At 54.8% G+C, this 17,681-nt stretch carries 11 protein-coding genes and 1 pseudogene; all 12 read left to right on the top strand.

Annotated features, from left to right (window positions below):
• Positions 1–2 precede the first annotated feature (2 nt).
• The 12 genes and pseudogenes from rplK (at position 3) to tuf (ending at position 17,681) form a co-directional block, all read left to right on the top strand.
• Positions 3–455, top strand: coding sequence for a 50S ribosomal protein L11 (gene rplK / locus AAC636_RS00060; RefSeq protein WP_340253991.1), 453 nt, complete (start codon positions 3–5; stop codon positions 453–455).
• Positions 456–458: 3 nt separating this feature from the next.
• Positions 459–1,157, top strand: coding sequence for a 50S ribosomal protein L1 (rplA, locus tag AAC636_RS00055; protein ID WP_317657486.1), 699 nt, complete (start codon positions 459–461; stop codon positions 1,155–1,157).
• A 355-nt stretch (positions 1,158–1,512) separates the two neighbouring features.
• Entirely contained in the window at positions 1,513–2,031 is a 519-nt protein-coding gene (rplJ, locus tag AAC636_RS00050; RefSeq protein ID WP_340299927.1) for a 50S ribosomal protein L10, read from the top strand.
• Positions 2,032–2,107: 76 nt separating this feature from the next.
• Complete coding sequence (gene rplL, locus AAC636_RS00045; RefSeq protein ID WP_317657484.1) at positions 2,108–2,491, top strand: 50S ribosomal protein L7/L12; 384 nt, start codon at positions 2,108–2,110, stop codon at positions 2,489–2,491.
• Between the two features lie 250 nt (positions 2,492–2,741).
• The gene (gene rpoB / locus AAC636_RS00040) at positions 2,742–6,878 is read left to right on the top strand and encodes a DNA-directed RNA polymerase subunit beta (RefSeq protein ID WP_340299926.1); all 4,137 of its coding nucleotides are present in this window, start codon (positions 2,742–2,744) and stop codon (positions 6,876–6,878) included.
• Positions 6,879–6,948: 70 nt separating this feature from the next.
• Positions 6,949–11,178 (top strand): DNA-directed RNA polymerase subunit beta', encoded by a 4,230-nt coding sequence (rpoC, locus tag AAC636_RS00035; protein WP_340299925.1) that lies wholly within the window; start codon positions 6,949–6,951, stop codon positions 11,176–11,178.
• 144 nt (positions 11,179–11,322) lie between these two features.
• Positions 11,323–12,066: pseudogene (locus tag AAC636_RS00030) on the top strand (glycosyltransferase).
• Between the two features lie 154 nt (positions 12,067–12,220).
• The gene (locus AAC636_RS00025; RefSeq protein ID WP_340299924.1) at positions 12,221–13,168 is read left to right on the top strand and encodes a DMT family transporter; all 948 of its coding nucleotides are present in this window, start codon (positions 12,221–12,223) and stop codon (positions 13,166–13,168) included.
• A gap of 244 nt (positions 13,169–13,412) precedes the next feature.
• Positions 13,413–13,784: a 30S ribosomal protein S12 gene (gene rpsL / locus AAC636_RS00020; RefSeq protein ID WP_150420941.1), complete on the top strand. Its 372-nt coding sequence runs from the start codon at positions 13,413–13,415 to the stop codon at positions 13,782–13,784.
• A 12-nt stretch (positions 13,785–13,796) separates the two neighbouring features.
• Positions 13,797–14,267, top strand: a complete 471-nt coding sequence (rpsG, locus tag AAC636_RS00015) for a 30S ribosomal protein S7 (protein ID WP_317657479.1) — start codon at positions 13,797–13,799, stop codon at positions 14,265–14,267.
• A 27-nt stretch (positions 14,268–14,294) separates the two neighbouring features.
• The gene (gene fusA / locus AAC636_RS00010; protein WP_340299923.1) at positions 14,295–16,418 is read left to right on the top strand and encodes an elongation factor G; all 2,124 of its coding nucleotides are present in this window, start codon (positions 14,295–14,297) and stop codon (positions 16,416–16,418) included.
• Positions 16,419–16,505: 87 nt separating this feature from the next.
• Positions 16,506–17,681: an elongation factor Tu gene (tuf, locus tag AAC636_RS00005; RefSeq protein WP_340299922.1), complete on the top strand. Its 1,176-nt coding sequence runs from the start codon at positions 16,506–16,508 to the stop codon at positions 17,679–17,681.

Below are 17,681 nucleotides of genomic sequence, written 5' to 3'. Positions count from 1 at the left end.
AGATGGCCAAGAAACTTGCTGGAACGATGAAGCTGCAGATCCCTGCAGGTCAAGCTAACCCATCCCCACCTGTTGGCCCTGCATTGGGTCAGCGCGGGATTAACATCATGGAATTCTGCAAGGCGTTCAACGCCAAGACCGCAGATATGGAGCAGGGCGCCCCTTGCCCCACCTTGATCACCTATTACCAAGACAAATCTTTTGCGATGGAAATCAAGACGCCGCCTGCGTCTTATTACCTGAAAAAGGCCGCAGGTTTGAAATCTGTTGGAAAGCGCAACCGCCCACGCGGTGCCGAAAATCCTGGTCGTGAGACTATCGCAACTGTGACTGTTGCTCAGGTTCGTGAAATCGCTGAAGCTAAGATGAAAGACCTCAGCGCGAACGATGTTGAAGCGGCAATGAAAATTATCCTCGGCTCTGCAAAGTCGATGGGTATCGAGGTGAAAGGGTAAGTTATGGGCAAGATTGGTAAGCGCGTAACGGCAGCCCGTGCCGCCTTCGCAGGAAAAGAAGACATCACAATCGAAGAAGCCGTTGAGCTGATCAAAGCCAATGCTTCGGCAAAATTCGATGAATCGGTTGATATTTCAATGAACTTGGGCGTTGACCCTCGTCACGCTGACCAAATGGTGCGCGGCACAGTGACCTTGCCAAATGGCACAGGCAAATCTGTGCGCGTTGCGGTTTTCGCACGCGGCCCTAAGGCAGATGAAGCCAAGGCTGCAGGCGCGGATATCGTTGGCGCGGAAGACCTGATGGAAATCGTTCAGGGCGGCAAGATCGAGTTTGATCGCTGCATCGCAACCCCTGACATGATGCCAATCGTGGGCCGTTTGGGTAAGGTTCTTGGGCCTCGTAACCTGATGCCAAACCCAAAAATCGGCACTGTGACCATGGACGTTAAAGAGGCAGTAGAAGCGGCCAAAGGCGGTCAGGTTCAGTTTAAGGTCGAGAAGGCGGGCATCGTTCATTGTGCAGTTGGCAAAGCCAGCTTTGACGCAGCGAAACTGGCGGAAAACATCCGCGCCTTTGTCGACGCTGTATCGAAGTCCAAGCCAGCAGGCGCAAAAGGCACTTATTTGAAGCGTATCACGCTCAGCTCCACCATGGGGCCTGGCGTGTCGGTTAGCGTTGAAAGCGCAACCAACGCGTAAACAGTTTTGGCCCTCTCTGTGCGAGGGGGCCGAAAACCGCGGGGTTTGACCGCAAGAACTCGGGTGGGACAACTTTGGTCACAAAGTGGTGTTCCCTCTTGGGTTTCTTTGCGTTCTGTCGTATGGCCCCGTCTCGACCCGTGTCTGCGATTCGCTCGTGGGTGCGGTCACCTGTCCGAGACGGAGGGTGGGCGCATGCCCGTAAATCCTTCCTGAGATGGGAAACGAGTTTCGGATTTCCGCAAGGCCACCGCGCCTTCGGGCGGTCTGGCTCGGGCCCCTCACTTGGACCCGAAGAGGTAGGGAAACCTGCCAAACTTGAGCCGGGGGGTGACCCCCTAATTGGAGTAGAACTGTGGATAGAGCCCAGAAAGAGAGAGTGGTCGAGGAACTCGGCCAAATCTTTGAAAGCTCTGGCGTTGTCGTGGTGTCTCACTACGCGGGCCTCACGGTTGCTGAGATGCAAGACCTGCGCGCGAAAATGCGCGAAGCTGGTGGGTCTGTACGCGTCGCCAAGAACAGGCTCGCCAAGATCGCCCTTCAAGGAACGCTTGCCGAAGGCATTGCTGACCTGATGACGGGTATGACTGTGTTGTCCTATTCCGAGGATCCTGTGGCTGCGGCCAAGGTTGCCGAGGACTACGCCAAGGCGAATGCTAAATTCGTTATCATTGGCGGTGCTATGGGTGGCACTGTGCTTGATCAAGCTGGCGTTAAAGCCGTTGCGTCCATGCCATCCCGTGAGCAGCTTATTGCTTCGATCGTGGGCTGCATTGGGGCACCTGCTTCCAACATCGCCGGCGCAATTGGCGCACCTGCTTCGAATATTGCGAACATCCTTTCGACCATCGAAGAGAAGGCAGAAGCCGCATAATGCAACCTTGAGACCCGTTATGTTTGGCTATGCCGCATGACGTTGGATCACAAATTTTAGATACGGAAACCGAAAAATGGCTGATATCAAAAAACTTGCCGAAGAGATCGTGGGCTTGACCCTTCTCGAAGCACAAGAACTGAAGAACTACCTAAAAGACGAATATGGCATCGAGCCTGCTGCAGGCGGCGCTGTCATGATGGCAGGCCCTGCTGCTGGTGGTGACGCCGGCGCAGCTGCTGAAGAGAAAACCGAATTTGACGTTATCCTGAAATCTGCTGGCGGCAATAAAATTGCTGTCATCAAAGAAGTTCGCGGCATCACAGGTCTTGGCCTCGTTGAAGCGAAGAACCTCGTTGAAGCAGGTGGCAAGGCCGTCAAAGAAGGCGTTGCAAAAGCAGAAGCAGACGACATCAAAGCCAAGCTCGAAGCAGCTGGCGCAGAAGTCGAACTCAAGTAATCATGGTAGGAATGCGCGTGGCGCATTCCCCATGTTGCGATGTGGCTGGGCGGGTTTTTCCTGTCCAGCCATCCTCACCTAGATGAGGGCCTTGGTGGCCAAGACCTTCTTCTAGGTGTGGTGCAGGATCGGGAGCTTGCCGGTGGGACGGCAGGCATGAATGGATCCTCCATCCGCTTGTTTCAAAGCCCCCCGTGCCGTGGCCCCAACGGTGCGCGTGGAGCGAAAGAAACGAAAGGTGTATCAGAGCATGGCTCAGACCTACGCAGGCCAGAAGCGCATTCGCAAATTCTATGGCAAAATCCGTGAAGTATTGGAAATGCCGAACCTCATCGAGGTTCAGAAATCTTCCTATGACCTTTTCCTGAAATCAGGCGACCAAGACGCGCCTTTGGATGGTGAAGGCATCAAGGGTGTTTTCCAGTCGGTTTTCCCGATCAAAGATTTCAACGAAACTTCGGTTTTGGAATTCGTTAAATACGAATTGGAAGCCCCGAAGTTTGATGTCGAGGAATGCCAAAGCCGCGATTTGACTTATGCTGCGCCGCTCAAGGTGACCTTGCGTTTGATCGTATTTGATGTTGACGAGGATACGGGCGCAAAATCCGTCAAAGACATCAAAGAGCAAGATGTGTTCATGGGCGATATGCCTTTGATGACGCCAAATGGCACGTTCATCGTGAACGGCACCGAGCGCGTGATCGTCAGCCAAATGCACCGTTCCCCTGGTGTGTTCTTCGACCATGACAAAGGCAAAACCCATTCTTCGGGCAAGCTTTTGTTTGCTTGCCGCATCATCCCTTATCGCGGCTCTTGGTTGGATTTCGAGTTTGACGCCAAGGACATCGTATTTGCGCGCATTGACCGCCGCCGCAAATTGCCAGTGACCACGCTGCTTTATGCACTTGGTTTGGATCAAGAAGGCATCATGGATGCCTATTATGACACTGTGATGTTCCGCTCTATTAAGAACAAAGGTTGGGCAACCAAGTTCTTCCCCGAGCGCGTGCGCGGCACCCGTCCTACATTTGATCTTGTTGATGCAGCCACGGGCGAAGTCATCGCTGAAGCAGGCAAGAAGATCACCCCGCGCGCTGTGAAGCAGCTGATTGACGAGGGTAAAGTCTCCGAGCTGTTGGTGCCTTTCGATCACATCGTGGGCCGCTTTGTTGCGAAGGATATCATCAACGAAGAAACTGGCGCGATTTATGTCGAAGCTGGGGACGAGTTGACATGGGAAACCGACAAGGATGGCAATGTCACGGGCGGCACGCTGATGGATCTGACGGATGCGGGCATCACCGACATCCCAGTTCTCGACATCGATAACATCAATGTTGGCGCCTATATCCGCAACACTATGGCCGTTGATAAGAACATGAGCCGCGAAGGCGCGTTGATGGATATCTATCGAGTCATGCGCCCAGGCGAGCCACCAACCGTTGAAGCGGCAAGCGCCCTCTTTGACACGCTGTTCTTCGACAGCGAGCGCTATGATCTGTCTGCCGTTGGTCGCGTGAAGATGAACATGCGCCTCGATCTCGATGCGCCTGACACAACCCGCATTCTGCGCCGCGAAGATATCGTTGCCTGCATCAAGGCCTTGGTTGAACTGCGCGATGGCAAGGGCGACATTGACGATATTGACCATTTGGGCAACCGCCGCGTGCGTTCGGTGGGTGAATTGATGGAGAACCAGTATCGCGTGGGCCTGCTTCGTATGGAGCGCGCGATCAAGGAACGTATGTCCTCGGTCGAAATCGATACTGTGATGCCACAGGATCTGATCAACGCGAAACCCGCCGCTGCGGCTGTTCGCGAATTCTTTGGCTCAAGCCAGTTGTCTCAGTTCATGGACCAGACCAACCCACTGTCGGAAGTCACCCATAAGCGCCGCTTGTCGGCTCTTGGGCCTGGCGGTCTGACGCGCGAGCGCGCAGGGTTTGAGGTTCGTGACGTTCACCCAACCCATTACGGCCGTATGTGCCCGATTGAAACGCCCGAAGGGCCGAATATTGGTCTGATCAACTCGCTTGCGACCTTCGCACGGGTGAACAAATACGGCTTCATCGAAACCCCATATCGCCGCGTTGTAGACACCAAAGTGACCGATGAGGTCGTCTACATGTCCGCGACCGAAGAAATGCGCCACACAGTTGCGCAGGCCAACGCGACTTTGGACGCAAGCGGCAAGTTCATCAATGATCTGGTGAACACCCGTCAATCGGGCGAATACACGCTTGCACCGCGCGATCAGGTTGACCTGATTGACGTATCGCCCAAGCAGTTGGTTTCGGTTGCTGCCTCGCTCATTCCATTCTTGGAAAACGATGACGCGAACCGCGCTTTGATGGGCTCTAACATGCAACGTCAGGCGGTTCCGCTGTTGCAAGCTGACGCGCCTTTCGTAGGCACAGGCATCGAAAGTGTTGTTGCACGCGATTCTGGTGCGGCGATCATGGCCAAACGTGGCGGGATCATCGACCAAGTGGATGCAGAACGTATCGTTGTGCGCGCCACCGAAGATCTGGAACTGGGCGATGCGGGCGTGGATATCTACCGCCTTCGTAAATTCCAGCGCTCAAATCAGAACACCTGCATCAACCAGCGCCCCTTGGTGAAAGTGGGTGATCGTGTTGGCAAAGGTGAAGTGATTGCCGATGGCCCCTCGACCGATATGGGCGAATTGGCCTTGGGTAAGAACGTGGTCGTGGCGTTTATGCCATGGAATGGCTACAACTACGAAGACTCGATCCTCATTTCCGAGCGCATCGTGCGTGATGACGTTTTCACCTCGATCCATATCGAGGAATTCGAAGTTGCTGCCCGTGACACCAAGCTTGGGCCTGAGGAAATCACCCGCGACATTCCAAACGTAGGGGAAGAAGCACTTCGCAACCTCGATGAGGCGGGCATCGTCTATATCGGCGCCGAAGTTGGGCCTGGTGACATTCTTGTTGGTAAGATCACGCCAAAGGGTGAAAGCCCAATGACCCCAGAAGAAAAACTTCTGCGGGCGATCTTTGGCGAAAAAGCGTCTGATGTGCGTGATACATCTTTGCGCCTGCCACCTGGTGATTTCGGAACAGTCGTGGAAGTGCGCGTTTTCAACCGCCATGGTGTCGACAAGGACGAGCGCGCGCTGCAAATCGAGCGCGAGATTGTCGAGCGTCTGGCACGCGACCGTGATGACGAGTTGGCAATTCTTGAGCGCAATATCTATGCGCGTCTCAAGTCCATGCTACTAGGCAAAACTGCAGTAAAAGGGCCAAAAGGCGTCAAAGCAGGGTCTGAGATCACGGAAGAGTTGCTTGAAACGCTCAGCCACGGCCAGTGGTGGCAGCTTGCCCTTGGTGATGAGAAAGACGCCGCTGAAGTAGAGGCGCTGAACCAACAGTTTGACGCACAGAAGCGCACCTTGGATCACCGTTTTGAGGATAAGGTCGAGAAAGTTCGCCGCGGCGATGACCTGCCTCCAGGCGTGATGAAAATGGTCAAAGTCTTTATCGCCGTGAAGCGCAAGCTTCAGCCAGGTGATAAGATGGCGGGCCGTCACGGCAACAAGGGTGTGATCTCGAAAGTGGTTCCGATGGAAGATATGCCTTTCCTTGCAGATGGCACCCCTGTCGATTTCGTTCTGAACCCTCTCGGTGTGCCTTCGCGTATGAACGTGGGTCAGATTTTGGAAACCCATATGGGTTGGGCCGCACGCGGTCTGGGTCTGAAGATTGACGAAGCCTTGGACGAATATCGCCGCTCTGGTGACATGACGCCTGTGCGCGATGCCCTCAAAATCGCTTATGGTGATGAGGTGTATGGCGAGGCCTTTGCTGATCTGGACGACGCAGCATTGGTTGAGTCCGCTTCAACCGTGACCCGCGGTGTTCCGATTGCAACGCCTGTATTTGACGGTGCAAAAGAGGCCGATGTAAACGATGCGCTGACCCGCGCGGGCTTTGACACATCGGGCCAATCGGTTCTTTACGATGGCCGCTCGGGTGAGCAATTCGCCCGTCCCGTCACCGTGGGTGTGAAATACCTGCTGAAACTGCATCACCTCGTGGATGACAAAATCCACGCGCGCTCGACAGGGCCATACAGCCTTGTCACCCAACAGCCGCTCGGCGGTAAGGCGCAATTCGGTGGGCAGCGCTTTGGTGAGATGGAGGTCTGGGCCTTGGAGGCTTATGGCGCTGCATACACCTTGCAGGAAATGCTCACTGTTAAGTCGGATGACGTTGCAGGCCGCACCAAGGTCTATGAATCGATCGTCAAAGGCGAGGACAATTTCGAAGCAGGCGTGCCTGAATCGTTCAACGTTCTCGTCAAGGAAGTGCGTGGCCTCGGCCTCAACATGGAACTCCTGGATGCGGAGGATGAAGAGTAAGCGGTTGGCGGGGCCCGTCCCCGCCGCTGCCTGATCCCCCATCTCTCTGCCCGAATTCAAGGATTTGAAAATGAACCAGGAACTCACGAACAACCCGTTCAACCCGCTTGTCGCGCCAAAAGCGTTTGACGAGATCAAAGTCTCGCTTGCCAGCCCTGAGCGTATTCTCAGCTGGTCGTATGGCGAGATCAAAAAGCCTGAGACGATCAACTACCGCACATTTAAGCCCGAGCGTGACGGCCTGTTCTGCGCGCGTATCTTTGGGCCTGTAAAAGATTACGAATGTCTGTGCGGCAAATATAAGCGCATGAAGTATCGTGGCGTTGTCTGCGAAAAATGCGGCGTTGAGGTGACCTTGCAGAAGGTGCGCCGCGAACGCATGGGCCATATTGAATTGGCTGCACCTGTTGCGCATATTTGGTTCCTGAAATCGCTGCCATCCCGCATTGGTCTGATGCTGGATATGACGCTGCGTGATCTGGAGCGGATCCTGTATTTCGAAAACTATGTGGTGATTGAGCCAGGTCTGACCGATCTGAGCTATGGTCAGCTCTTGTCCGAAGAAGAATTCCTGGATGCGCAGGACGCCTATGGGTCGGATGCGTTCCAAGCGAATATCGGCGCGGAAGCGATCCGCGAAATGCTTGCCAATATCGACCTTGAGGCCGAAGCAGCACAGTTGCGCGAAGACCTTAAGGAAGCCACCGGTGAGTTGAAGCCGAAGAAGATCATCAAGCGCCTCAAGATCGTTGAAAATTTCATCGAGTCTGGCAACCGCCCAGAATGGATGGTGCTGACAGTGATCCCCGTGATCCCACCAGAATTGCGTCCGCTTGTGCCGCTTGATGGTGGTCGTTTCGCGACATCGGATTTGAACGATCTTTATCGCCGCGTGATCAACCGCAACAACCGTCTGAAGCGTCTGATCGAATTGCGGGCACCTGACATCATCATCCGTAACGAAAAGCGGATGTTGCAGGAATCTGTGGATGCGTTGTTTGACAATGGCCGCCGTGGTCGCGTGATCACAGGTGCCAATAAGCGCCCGCTGAAATCGCTGTCTGATATGCTCAAGGGCAAGCAGGGTCGTTTCCGTCAAAACCTTTTGGGTAAGCGGGTCGACTTCTCGGGTCGTTCGGTCATTGTGACGGGCCCAGAGTTGAAACTGCACCAGTGTGGCCTGCCAAAGAAAATGGCGTTGGAACTGTTCAAGCCGTTTATCTATTCGCGCCTTGAAGCCAAGGGCCTGTCTTCGACAGTCAAGCAAGCCAAGAAATTGGTTGAAAAAGAGCGCCCCGAAGTTTGGGATATCTTGGACGAAGTGATCCGCGAGCATCCCGTTCTTTTGAACCGCGCGCCGACCTTGCACCGCTTGGGCATTCAGGCGTTCGAGCCTGTCTTGATTGAAGGTAAGGCTATTCAGCTGCACCCCTTGGTCTGTTCTGCGTTTAACGCAGACTTTGACGGCGACCAGATGGCCGTTCACGTTCCATTGAGCCTTGAAGCGCAGCTTGAAGCCCGCGTTTTGATGATGTCCACGAACAACGTTCTGTCGCCTGCAAACGGCGCACCGATTATTGTTCCGTCTCAGGACATGGTTTTGGGTCTTTACTATGTGACCATGGAACGCGAAGGCATGAAGGGTGAAGGCATGTCCTTCTCCTCCATCGAGGAGGTCGAGCACGCCCTGACCGCAGGTGAGGTGCATCTGCACGCCAAAGTGACCGCGCGCATCAAGCAAATTGATGACGAGGGCAACGAGGTTTATCAGCGGTTTGAAACCACGCCTGGCCGCTTGCGCATTGGCGCGCTTCTGCCGCTAAACGCAAAAGCGCCGTTTGAATTGGTGAACCGCTTGCTGCGCAAAAAAGAAGTGCAGCAGGTCATCGACACTGTCTATCGCTATTGCGGTCAAAAAGAGAGCGTCATTTTCTGTGACCAGATCATGAGCCTTGGTTTCCGTGAAGCGTTCCGTGCTGGTATCTCCTTCGGTAAGGACGACATGGTTGTTCCTGACACGAAATGGACGTTGGTTGATGAAACCCGCGACCAAGTGAAGGAATTCGAACAGCAATATATGGACGGTCTCATCACCCAAGGTGAGAAATACAACAAGGTGATTGATGCGTGGTCAAAGGCCAATGACAAAGTCACTGACGCGATGATGGCGACCATCTCTGCGAAGAAATTCGATGAGAATGGCGCAGAGTCTGAACCAAACTCCGTTTACATGATGGCCCACTCGGGCGCGCGGGGTTCTGTGACGCAGATGGAGCAGCTGGGTGGTATGCGCGGTCTGATGGCCAAACCATCGGGCGAGATCATCGAGACGCCAATCATCTCGAACTTTAAGGAAGGTCTGACCGTTCTTGAATACTTCAACTCGACCCACGGCGCCCGTAAGGGTCTGTCTGACACGGCGCTTAAAACGGCGAACTCGGGCTACTTGACCCGCCGGTTGGTGGACGTGGCGCAGGATTGTATCGTGCGTATGGTCGATTGCGGCACTGATGCCACAATCACCGCTGAAGCAGCGATCAATGATGGCGAGGTTGTCTCTTCATTGGCAGAGCGGATTTTGGGCCGTTCGGCTGGCGAAGACGTCATCGCACCTGCAACGGGCGAAGTGATCGTCTCCAAGGGTGAGCTGATTGACGAGCGCAAGGCAGATGCGGTGGAAGCCGCCGGTCTGGCTTCGATCAAAATCCGTTCGCCTTTGACCTGTGAGGCGGAAGAGGGTGTTTGCGCCGTCTGCTATGGTCGTGACCTTGCACGCGGCACCCGTGTAAACGTGGGTGAAGCGGTCGGTATCATCGCGGCTCAGTCCATTGGTGAACCTGGCACGCAGCTGACGATGCGCACATTCCACATTGGTGGGGTTGCACAAGGTGGCCAGCAGAGTTTCCAAGAAGCTGGTCAAGAAGGCAAAATTGAGTATCGCAACGCCAACACGCTGAAGAACGCCGCAGGCGATGTGATCGTTGTTGGCCGCAATATGCAGATTGCTATCATTGATGATAACGGGGTCGAGCGCGCCGCGTTCAAACTTGGATACGGCACCAAGGTGCATGTGGCCGAGGGCGCCAAAGTGTCTCGTGGCGACCGCTTGTTTGAGTGGGATCCATACACTCTTCCAATCATCGCCGAGAAATCGGGCACAGTGAAATATGTCGACCTCGTCAGCGGCATCGCAGTTCGCGATGAAACCGATGATGCGACTGGCATGACCCAGAAGATCGTGATGGATTGGCGCGCTGCGCCAAAGGGCAATGAACTTAAGCCCGAAATCTTGATCGTAGGTGCCGATGGCGAACCTGTGCGCAATGATCAGGGCAACCCTGTGACCTATCCGATGTCGGTGGACGCCATTCTTTCGGTGGAAGATGGCCAATCTGTTGAGGCGGGTGATGTTGTGGCCCGTATCCCGCGCGAAGGTGCAAAGACCAAGGACATTACCGGTGGTCTGCCGCGCGTTGCGGAATTGTTCGAAGCCCGCCGTCCAAAAGACCACGCCATCATCGCAGAGGTTGATGGGTATGTGCGCTTTGGCCGTGACTTCAAAAACAAGCGCCGCATCAGTGTTGTGCCTGTTGATGAGTCAATGGAGCCCGTGGAATACATGGTTCCAAAAGGCAAGCACATCCCCGTTGTCGAAGGTGATTTCGTTCAGAAGGGCGATTACATCATGGACGGCAACCCTGCGCCGCATGATATTTTGCGGATCATGGGGATCGAGGCTTTGGCAGATTACCTCATTGACGAGGTGCAGGACGTCTATCGTCTGCAAGGTGTGAAGATCAACGATAAGCATATCGAAGTGATCGTGCGCCAGATGCTGCAGAAGATTGAAATCCTCGACTCAGGCGAGACAACGCTGCTGAAGGGTGAGCATGTCGACAAGGCGGAATTCGATGAGGAGAACGCCAAGGTCGAAGCCCGTGGTGGTCGTCCAGCGACAGGTGAGCCCGTGTTGCTTGGTATCACCAAGGCCAGCTTGCAGACCCGTAGCTTTATCTCTGCGGCGTCCTTCCAAGAGACAACCCGCGTTCTCACCGAAGCTTCGGTGCAGGGCAAGCGCGACAAGTTGGTTGGCCTTAAGGAAAACGTCATCGTGGGTCGCTTGATCCCTGCGGGCACAGGCGGCGCGACACAGCGCGTTCGCCGCATCGCAGCCGAGCGTGACAACAAGGTGATTGAGGCGGCCCGCGCTGAGGCAGAAGCCGCTGCAGCCCTTGCTGCACCAAGCGAAGCAGATCTGGCCGATGCCGCGTCAGACGCTGCAAGCGAAGGCGAAGAGTAAGAGCGTTTTGCGCTGTGCGCAGTAAGCCATTGAAGCGCTCCGTTGCGATCTCGCAATGGGGCGTTTCCTTTTTTATACCGCCTCTTTCCCGATGCGCGCCCATCTCGTAAGCTTGGGGTCCTAAACTGGGAATGAAAGCGGCATATGGCCAAGGATTTATCCAATCAGATTGTGGGCGTCTGCCGTTTTTCCTATGCGGGCGAAGGTGGCTTTGCTTCGGCCACGATGGAGCAATGGGCGCTAGAGGCCATGCTCTATGATCCTGCGCGCATGAAGCAGCGATTTGTGTTCTTTGAACAAATCTGCCTCCCGTCCTTGGCCGCTCAAACGGATCAGGATTTCAAATTGATCGCTTTGATCGCGGATACGATGCCCTATCGGTGGCGGCGGCGTCTGAAGGATTTGATGGGCCCTTATCCCTTCCTGCAGGTTTGCACCCTTGAGGCAGCGGGGCCTTTAAACTCCACCCGCCGCGCCTTTCGGCGTGGGTGGGATCGGCATTCGAAATTCATCACGAGGTTTCGCATTGATGACCATGATGCCGTGGCCTGAGACTATATCGCCAAGACACGCGCGGTCGCAGATCAGTTGTTGAAACTGGGGTGGGCTGATGAAGACACGCCTGCCGCTATCGCCTTTCATCGTGGCATTTATTGGAACATGAATTCCCAAGAAAAACCCTACTGGGAATTTTCGGAAATCGGCCCTTTGGGATTGGCCAGCGCGATGGTCACGCATAATGACAGTCTCGCCAATGTTTATCGGTGGAACCATCGCAAGATTGCGGCCAATGTGCGCACATGGTGCGATCCAAATGATGTGATGTTCGTGCGCACGCTGCATGGGGTGAATGACAGTGATCGTTCTATCCCCCCACTGCCGAGTTGATGGAGATCACCAAAGCACAAACCCTGATGCGCGACCGCTTTGCGCTGCAACCGATCAAGACCCTTGCTGCGCTTGCACGATTGCGCGAAAGTGACCCCACTAGTGACGATGACTGAGCCTAGATTTTCGCTCAGACCACCAAGGAGCGCGGTTTTTGACACCCAATATCAAGGGCGCATTGCTGATGTCTGGCGCCATGGCCGCCTTTACGCTCAATGATACATTGGTGAAGCTGGTCACCCAGACTGTGCCACTGTTTCAGATGATCTTTTTGCGGGGGCTTCTGACAGCCATTATGATGGTGGCCTTGCTTTGGTGGATGGGGCAGCTGCGCTTTCACATTCCACCTGTGGATCGCGGCAAGGTGATCGGCCGCATATTGGCCGAAATAGCCGCCATGATTACGTTTATGATTGCATTGATCCATATGCCCTTGGCCAATGTTGCCGCAATTCTGGCGGCTCTGCCGCTAAGTGTGACATTGGTTGCCTTTCTCGTGTTCCGCGAACCTGTGGGGTGGCGGCGGATGCTGGCCATTACGGTTGGTTTTGCGGGTGTCATGCTGATCGTAAAACCCGGGGGTGAGGGGTTCACTATCTACTCCATCTATGCGCTGATGACTGTGGGTTTCGTGACCATTCGTGATCTTCTGACCCGCCGCTTGTCACCCGAGGCCCCCTCGATGGGTGTGGCCTTTATCACGGCCATTGCAGTTGGCCTATCGGGTGGGGTTTTGTCCATCAGTGAAGATTGGCAACCGATCAACATGATTGAGGCGACCTATATCATTGGCGCTGCAATCTGCATCATTGGGGGCTATCTTTTTTCTATCATGACCATGCGCGTGGGTGAAATTGGCGTGATCGCGCCGTTTCGCTATACAGCCCTTGTTTGGGCGCTGATTTTGGGGTTCTTCGTGTTTGGGGATTGGCCCGATCTTTTGACCTTAATTGGGGCTGCGATTGTCGTGGCCTCGGGCATTTTCACGCTACTGCGTGAACATCGAGTGGCGCGCCGTGCTGAACGGTTGGCGGCCTCGCTGACGGCAACCGCAGTGGCCGATGCCCCAATATCTGGCCCGTCTCAAATGCAGCGGGACTAGCGCAGACCCTGCCGCTGTTGACACCCTATACGATTCCCCCTATACGCCGCGCCATGAGTGGCATTTTGCGCCTTGCGCGAGCTTGCCCGAGATACAGAACTGAGTGGTCATGATCCAGGCGATTTGATGCCTCGATCCTCTGAGAATTCCACCGCGGCGGCCTCCAGGTAGGGAAAGGGCGCTTGCGGTTTTGGTGTTTTGCATACGCAAGATGCCGTTTGACATGAGCAAGACGGGGAACCGAATGCCTACGATTCAACAGCTGATCCGTAAACCACGGCAGCCCAAAGTAAAACGCTCCAAGTCGCAGCACTTGGAATCCTGCCCGCAGAAGCGCGGCGTATGCACACGCGTCTACACCACGACGCCAAAGAAGCCGAACTCGGCTATGCGTAAGGTTGCCAAGGTGCGCCTGACGAATGGTTTTGAGGTCATCAGCTACATTCCTGGTGAGAAGCACAACCTCCAAGAGCACTCTGTTGTTCTGATCCGTGGCGGCCGTGTGAAAGACCTTCCAGGTGTGCGTTATCACATTCTGCGCGGTGTGCTTGATACGCAGGGCGTTAAAGATCGCCGTCAGCGTCGTTCGAAATATGGCGCGAAGCGTCCGAAGTAAGAGGATACAGACATGTCCCGTCGTCACAGCGCTGAAAAACGCGAAGTTTTGCCCGACGCCAAATTTGGTGATCGTGTTCTGACAAAGTTCATGAATAATCTGATGATCGATGGTAAAAAATCGGTCGCAGAAAAGATCGTTTACAACGCGTTTGATCGCGTTGAGCAGCGTCTCAAGCGCGCGCCTGTGGAAGTGTTCCACGAAGCGCTCGACAACATCAAACCTGCTGTTGAAGTGCGCTCCCGCCGTGTGGGCGGTGCGACCTATCAGGTTCCCGTTGAAGTGCGCCCTGAGCGCCGTGAAGCGCTTGCGATCCGCTGGCTGATCAACGCGGCCCGTGCTCGTAACGAAAACACCATGGAAGAGCGCCTTGCAGGCGAATTGGTGGATGCGGTCAACGCACGCGGCGCAGCCGTCAAGAAACGTGAAGACACCCACAAGATGGCGGATGCGAACAAAGCGTTCAGCCATTATCGTTGGTAATTTTAATTCTAGCCTGAGGACCACCAGATGGCACGCGAATATCCGCTGGAGCGCTACCGCAACTTTGGGATTATGGCCCATATTGACGCGGGCAAAACCACAACCACAGAACGTATCCTGTATTACACAGGCCGCTCGCACAAGATCGGCGAAGTGCATGATGGCGCGGCCACCATGGACTGGATGGAGCAGGAGCAGGAGCGTGGGATCACCATTACCTCCGCTGCGACCACCACGTTCTGGCAGTGGCAAGAAGACCCATCCGCGGAAGGCACTTCGGACACGAAGTTCCGCTATAACATCATCGACACACCCGGACACGTTGACTTTACCATCGAAGTTGAGCGTTCTTTGGCTGTTCTCGATGGCGCGGTTTGCTTGCTTGATGGTAACGCAGGCGTTGAGCCTCAGACGGAAACCGTTTGGCGTCAGGCGGATCGCTACAAGGTTCCCCGTATCGTGTTCGTCAACAAGATGGACAAGATCGGCGCTGACTTCTTCAACTGCGTGAAGATGATCAAAGACCGCACAGGTGCAACACCTGTTCCTGTGAACTTCCCCATCGGTGCCGAAGACAAGCTGGAAGGCATTGTCGACCTGATCACGATGGAAGAATGGGTTTGGGAAGGCGAAGACCTTGGTGCATCTTGGAAGCGCCAGCCAATCCGCGCTGACTTGCAGGAAACGGCTGACGAGTGGCGCTCGATCCTGATCGAGAATGCGGTTGAGCAGGACGATGCGGCGATGGAAGCCTATCTCGAAGGCAACGAGCCAGACATCGCGACCCTGCGCAAGCTGATCCGTAAAGGCACCTTGTCCTTGAGCTTTGTGCCTGTATTGGCCGGCTCTGCGTTCAAGAACAAAGGCGTTCAGCCTTTGCTCAACGCTGTGATTGACTTCTTGCCCGGCCCTCTCGATGTGGTCGACTACATGGGCTTTAAGCCAGGCGATGAGACGGAAACTCGTAACATTGCACGCCGCGCAGATGACAACATGGCCTTTGCAGGTCTGGCGTTCAAAATCATGAACGACCCGTTTGTTGGCTCCTTGACCTTTACCCGTATCTACTCGGGCAAATTGGAAAAGGGCGGATCTATCCTCAATGCGACCAAAGGCAAAAAAGAGCGTGTTGGTCGTATGATGATGATGCACTCCAACAACCGCGAAGAGATTGATGAGGCCTTTGCAGGCGACATCATCGCCTTGGCAGGTCTGAAAGAAACCACAACAGGTGACACGCTTTGTGATGCGGCAGATCCTGTGGTTCTCGAAACCATGACCTTCCCCGATCCTGTGATCGAGATCGCGATTGAGCCAAAGACAAAGAACGACCAAGAGAAAATGTCTCAAGGTCTTCAGCGTTTGGCGGCAGAAGACCCCTCCTTTCGTGTGGAAACTGACCTTGAATCAGGCCAGACCATCATGAAGGGCATGGGCGAATTGCACCTCGACATTCTGGTGGATCGTCTGAAGCGTGAATTCAAAGTGGAAGCGAATATTGGTGCGCCTCAGGTGGCCTATCGCGAAACCATTGGTCACGCGGTTGAGCATACCTACACCCACAAGAAGCAGTCGGGTGGTTCGGGTCAATACGCCGAAGTTAAGTTGGAAATCACGCCAACTGAACCTGGCGAAGGCTATAGCTTTGAGTCGCGCATCGTTGGTGGTGCTGTTCCCAAGGAATACATCCCCGGTGTTGAAAAGGGCATCCAGTCTGTTATGGACTCTGGCCCGCTCGCAGGCTTCCCTGTGATCGACTTCAAAGTCGCGCTTTTGGACGGTAAATTCCACGATGTGGACTCCTCCGTTCTCGCCTTCGAAATCGCATCTCGTATGTGTATGCGCGAAGGTCTGAAAAAAGCAGGTGCGAAACTGCTTGAGCCGATGATGAAGGTCGAGGTGGTCACCCCTGAAGAATACACAGGGTCGATCATTGGCGATTTGACATCGCGCCGTGGTCAGGTTTCTGGCCAAGAGCCACGCGGTAACGCTGTTGCGATCAATGCCTTCGTTCCGTTGGCGAATATGTTTGGCTACATCAACACTCTGCGTTCGATGTCTTCGGGCCGCGCGCAGTTCACCATGCTGTTCGATCACTACAATCCTGTGCCGCAGAACATCTCGGACGAGATTCAATCGAAATACGCCTAAACCAGGGTGGCGGGGTGAACCCCGCCCTACCCACCAACCGTAGGGCGGGCAGTTTCCCGCCGCTCTGAACAAGACAAGGAGGCCATCATGGCAAAGGAAAAGTTTGAACGTAATAAGCCGCACGTGAACATTGGCACGATTGGTCACGTTGACCACGGCAAGACGACACTGACAGCGGCGATCACGAAGTATTTTGGTGATTTCAAGGCGTATGATCAGATTGACGGCGCACCTGAAGAGAAGGCGCGTGGGATCACGATTTCGACTGCGCACGTTGAGTATGAGACAGATGCGCGTCACTACGCGCATGTGGACTGCCCTGGTCACGCTGACTATGTGAAGAACATGATCACCGGTGCGGCGCAGATGGACGGCGCGATCTTGGTTGTGAACGCGGCGGACGGCCCTATGCCACAGACGCGCGAGCACATTTTGCTTGGTCGTCAGGTTGGTATCCCTGCGATGGTTGTTTACATGAACAAAGTCGATCAGGTTGATGACGAAGAGTTGTTGGAACTTGTTGAGATGGAAATCCGCGAGCTTCTGTCTTCTTACGAATTCCCTGGCGATGACATTCCTGTTGTTAAAGGGTCTGCTTTGGCTGCGATGGAAGGCCGTGACGCAGAGATCGGTGAGAACTCGATCCGCGCGTTGATGGAAGCTGTTGACAGCTACATCCCAACGCCTGCACGCGCAGTTGACCAGCCATTCTTGATGCCAATTGAAGACGTGTTCTCGATTTCTGGCCGCGGTACAGTTGTGACGGGCCGTGTTGAGCGTGGTGTGATCAATGTGGGTGACGAGATTGAGATCGTTGGTATCCGCGACACCTCCAAGACGACCTGCACAGGCGTTGAGATGTTCCGCAAGCTGCTTGACCGTGGTGAAGCGGGCGACAATATCGGCGCGCTTCTGCGTGGTGTCGACCGTGAGGGCGTTGAGCGTGGTCAGGTTCTCTGCAAGCCAGGTTCTGTGAAGCCACACACGAAGTTCGAAGCTGAGGCCTATATCCTCACGAAAGAAGAAGGTGGTCGTCACACCCCATTCTTCGCGAACTACCGTCCTCAGTTCTACTTCCGCACCACGGACGTTACCGGCACTGTGACCCTGCCTTCTGGCACGGAAATGGTTATGCCCGGCGACAACCTGAAGTTCGAAGTTGAGCTGATCGCCCCCATCGCGATGGAAGATGGTCTGCGCTTCGCGATCCGCGAAGGCGGCCGCACAGTCGGCGCAGGCGTGGTCTCCAAAATCATCGCTTAA

The sequence above is a fragment of the Roseobacter sp. HKCCD5988 genome (assembly GCF_037830355.1).
GTDB lineage: Bacteria > Pseudomonadota > Alphaproteobacteria > Rhodobacterales > Rhodobacteraceae > M30B80.
This window is presented reverse-complemented; position numbering and strand designations above follow the sequence as displayed.

Excerpts from the sequence above, each read along its gene's own strand:
- rplL (WP_317657484.1), top strand. The coding sequence starts at position 2,108 with ATGGCTGATATCAAAAAACTTGCCGAAGAGATCGTGGGCTTGACCCTT.
- tuf (WP_340299922.1), top strand. The coding sequence starts at position 16,506 with ATGGCAAAGGAAAAGTTTGAACGTAATAAGCCGCACGTGAACATTGGC.
- rpsG (WP_317657479.1), top strand. The coding sequence starts at position 13,797 with ATGTCCCGTCGTCACAGCGCTGAAAAACGCGAAGTTTTGCCCGACGCC.
- rplK (WP_340253991.1), top strand. The coding sequence starts at position 3 with ATGGCCAAGAAACTTGCTGGAACGATGAAGCTGCAGATCCCTGCAGGT.
- rpoB (WP_340299926.1), top strand. The coding sequence starts at position 2,742 with ATGGCTCAGACCTACGCAGGCCAGAAGCGCATTCGCAAATTCTATGGC.
- rpoC (WP_340299925.1), top strand. The coding sequence starts at position 6,949 with ATGAACCAGGAACTCACGAACAACCCGTTCAACCCGCTTGTCGCGCCA.
- fusA (WP_340299923.1), top strand. The coding sequence starts at position 14,295 with ATGGCACGCGAATATCCGCTGGAGCGCTACCGCAACTTTGGGATTATG.
- rpsL (WP_150420941.1), top strand. The coding sequence starts at position 13,413 with ATGCCTACGATTCAACAGCTGATCCGTAAACCACGGCAGCCCAAAGTA.
- rplA (WP_317657486.1), top strand. The coding sequence starts at position 459 with ATGGGCAAGATTGGTAAGCGCGTAACGGCAGCCCGTGCCGCCTTCGCA.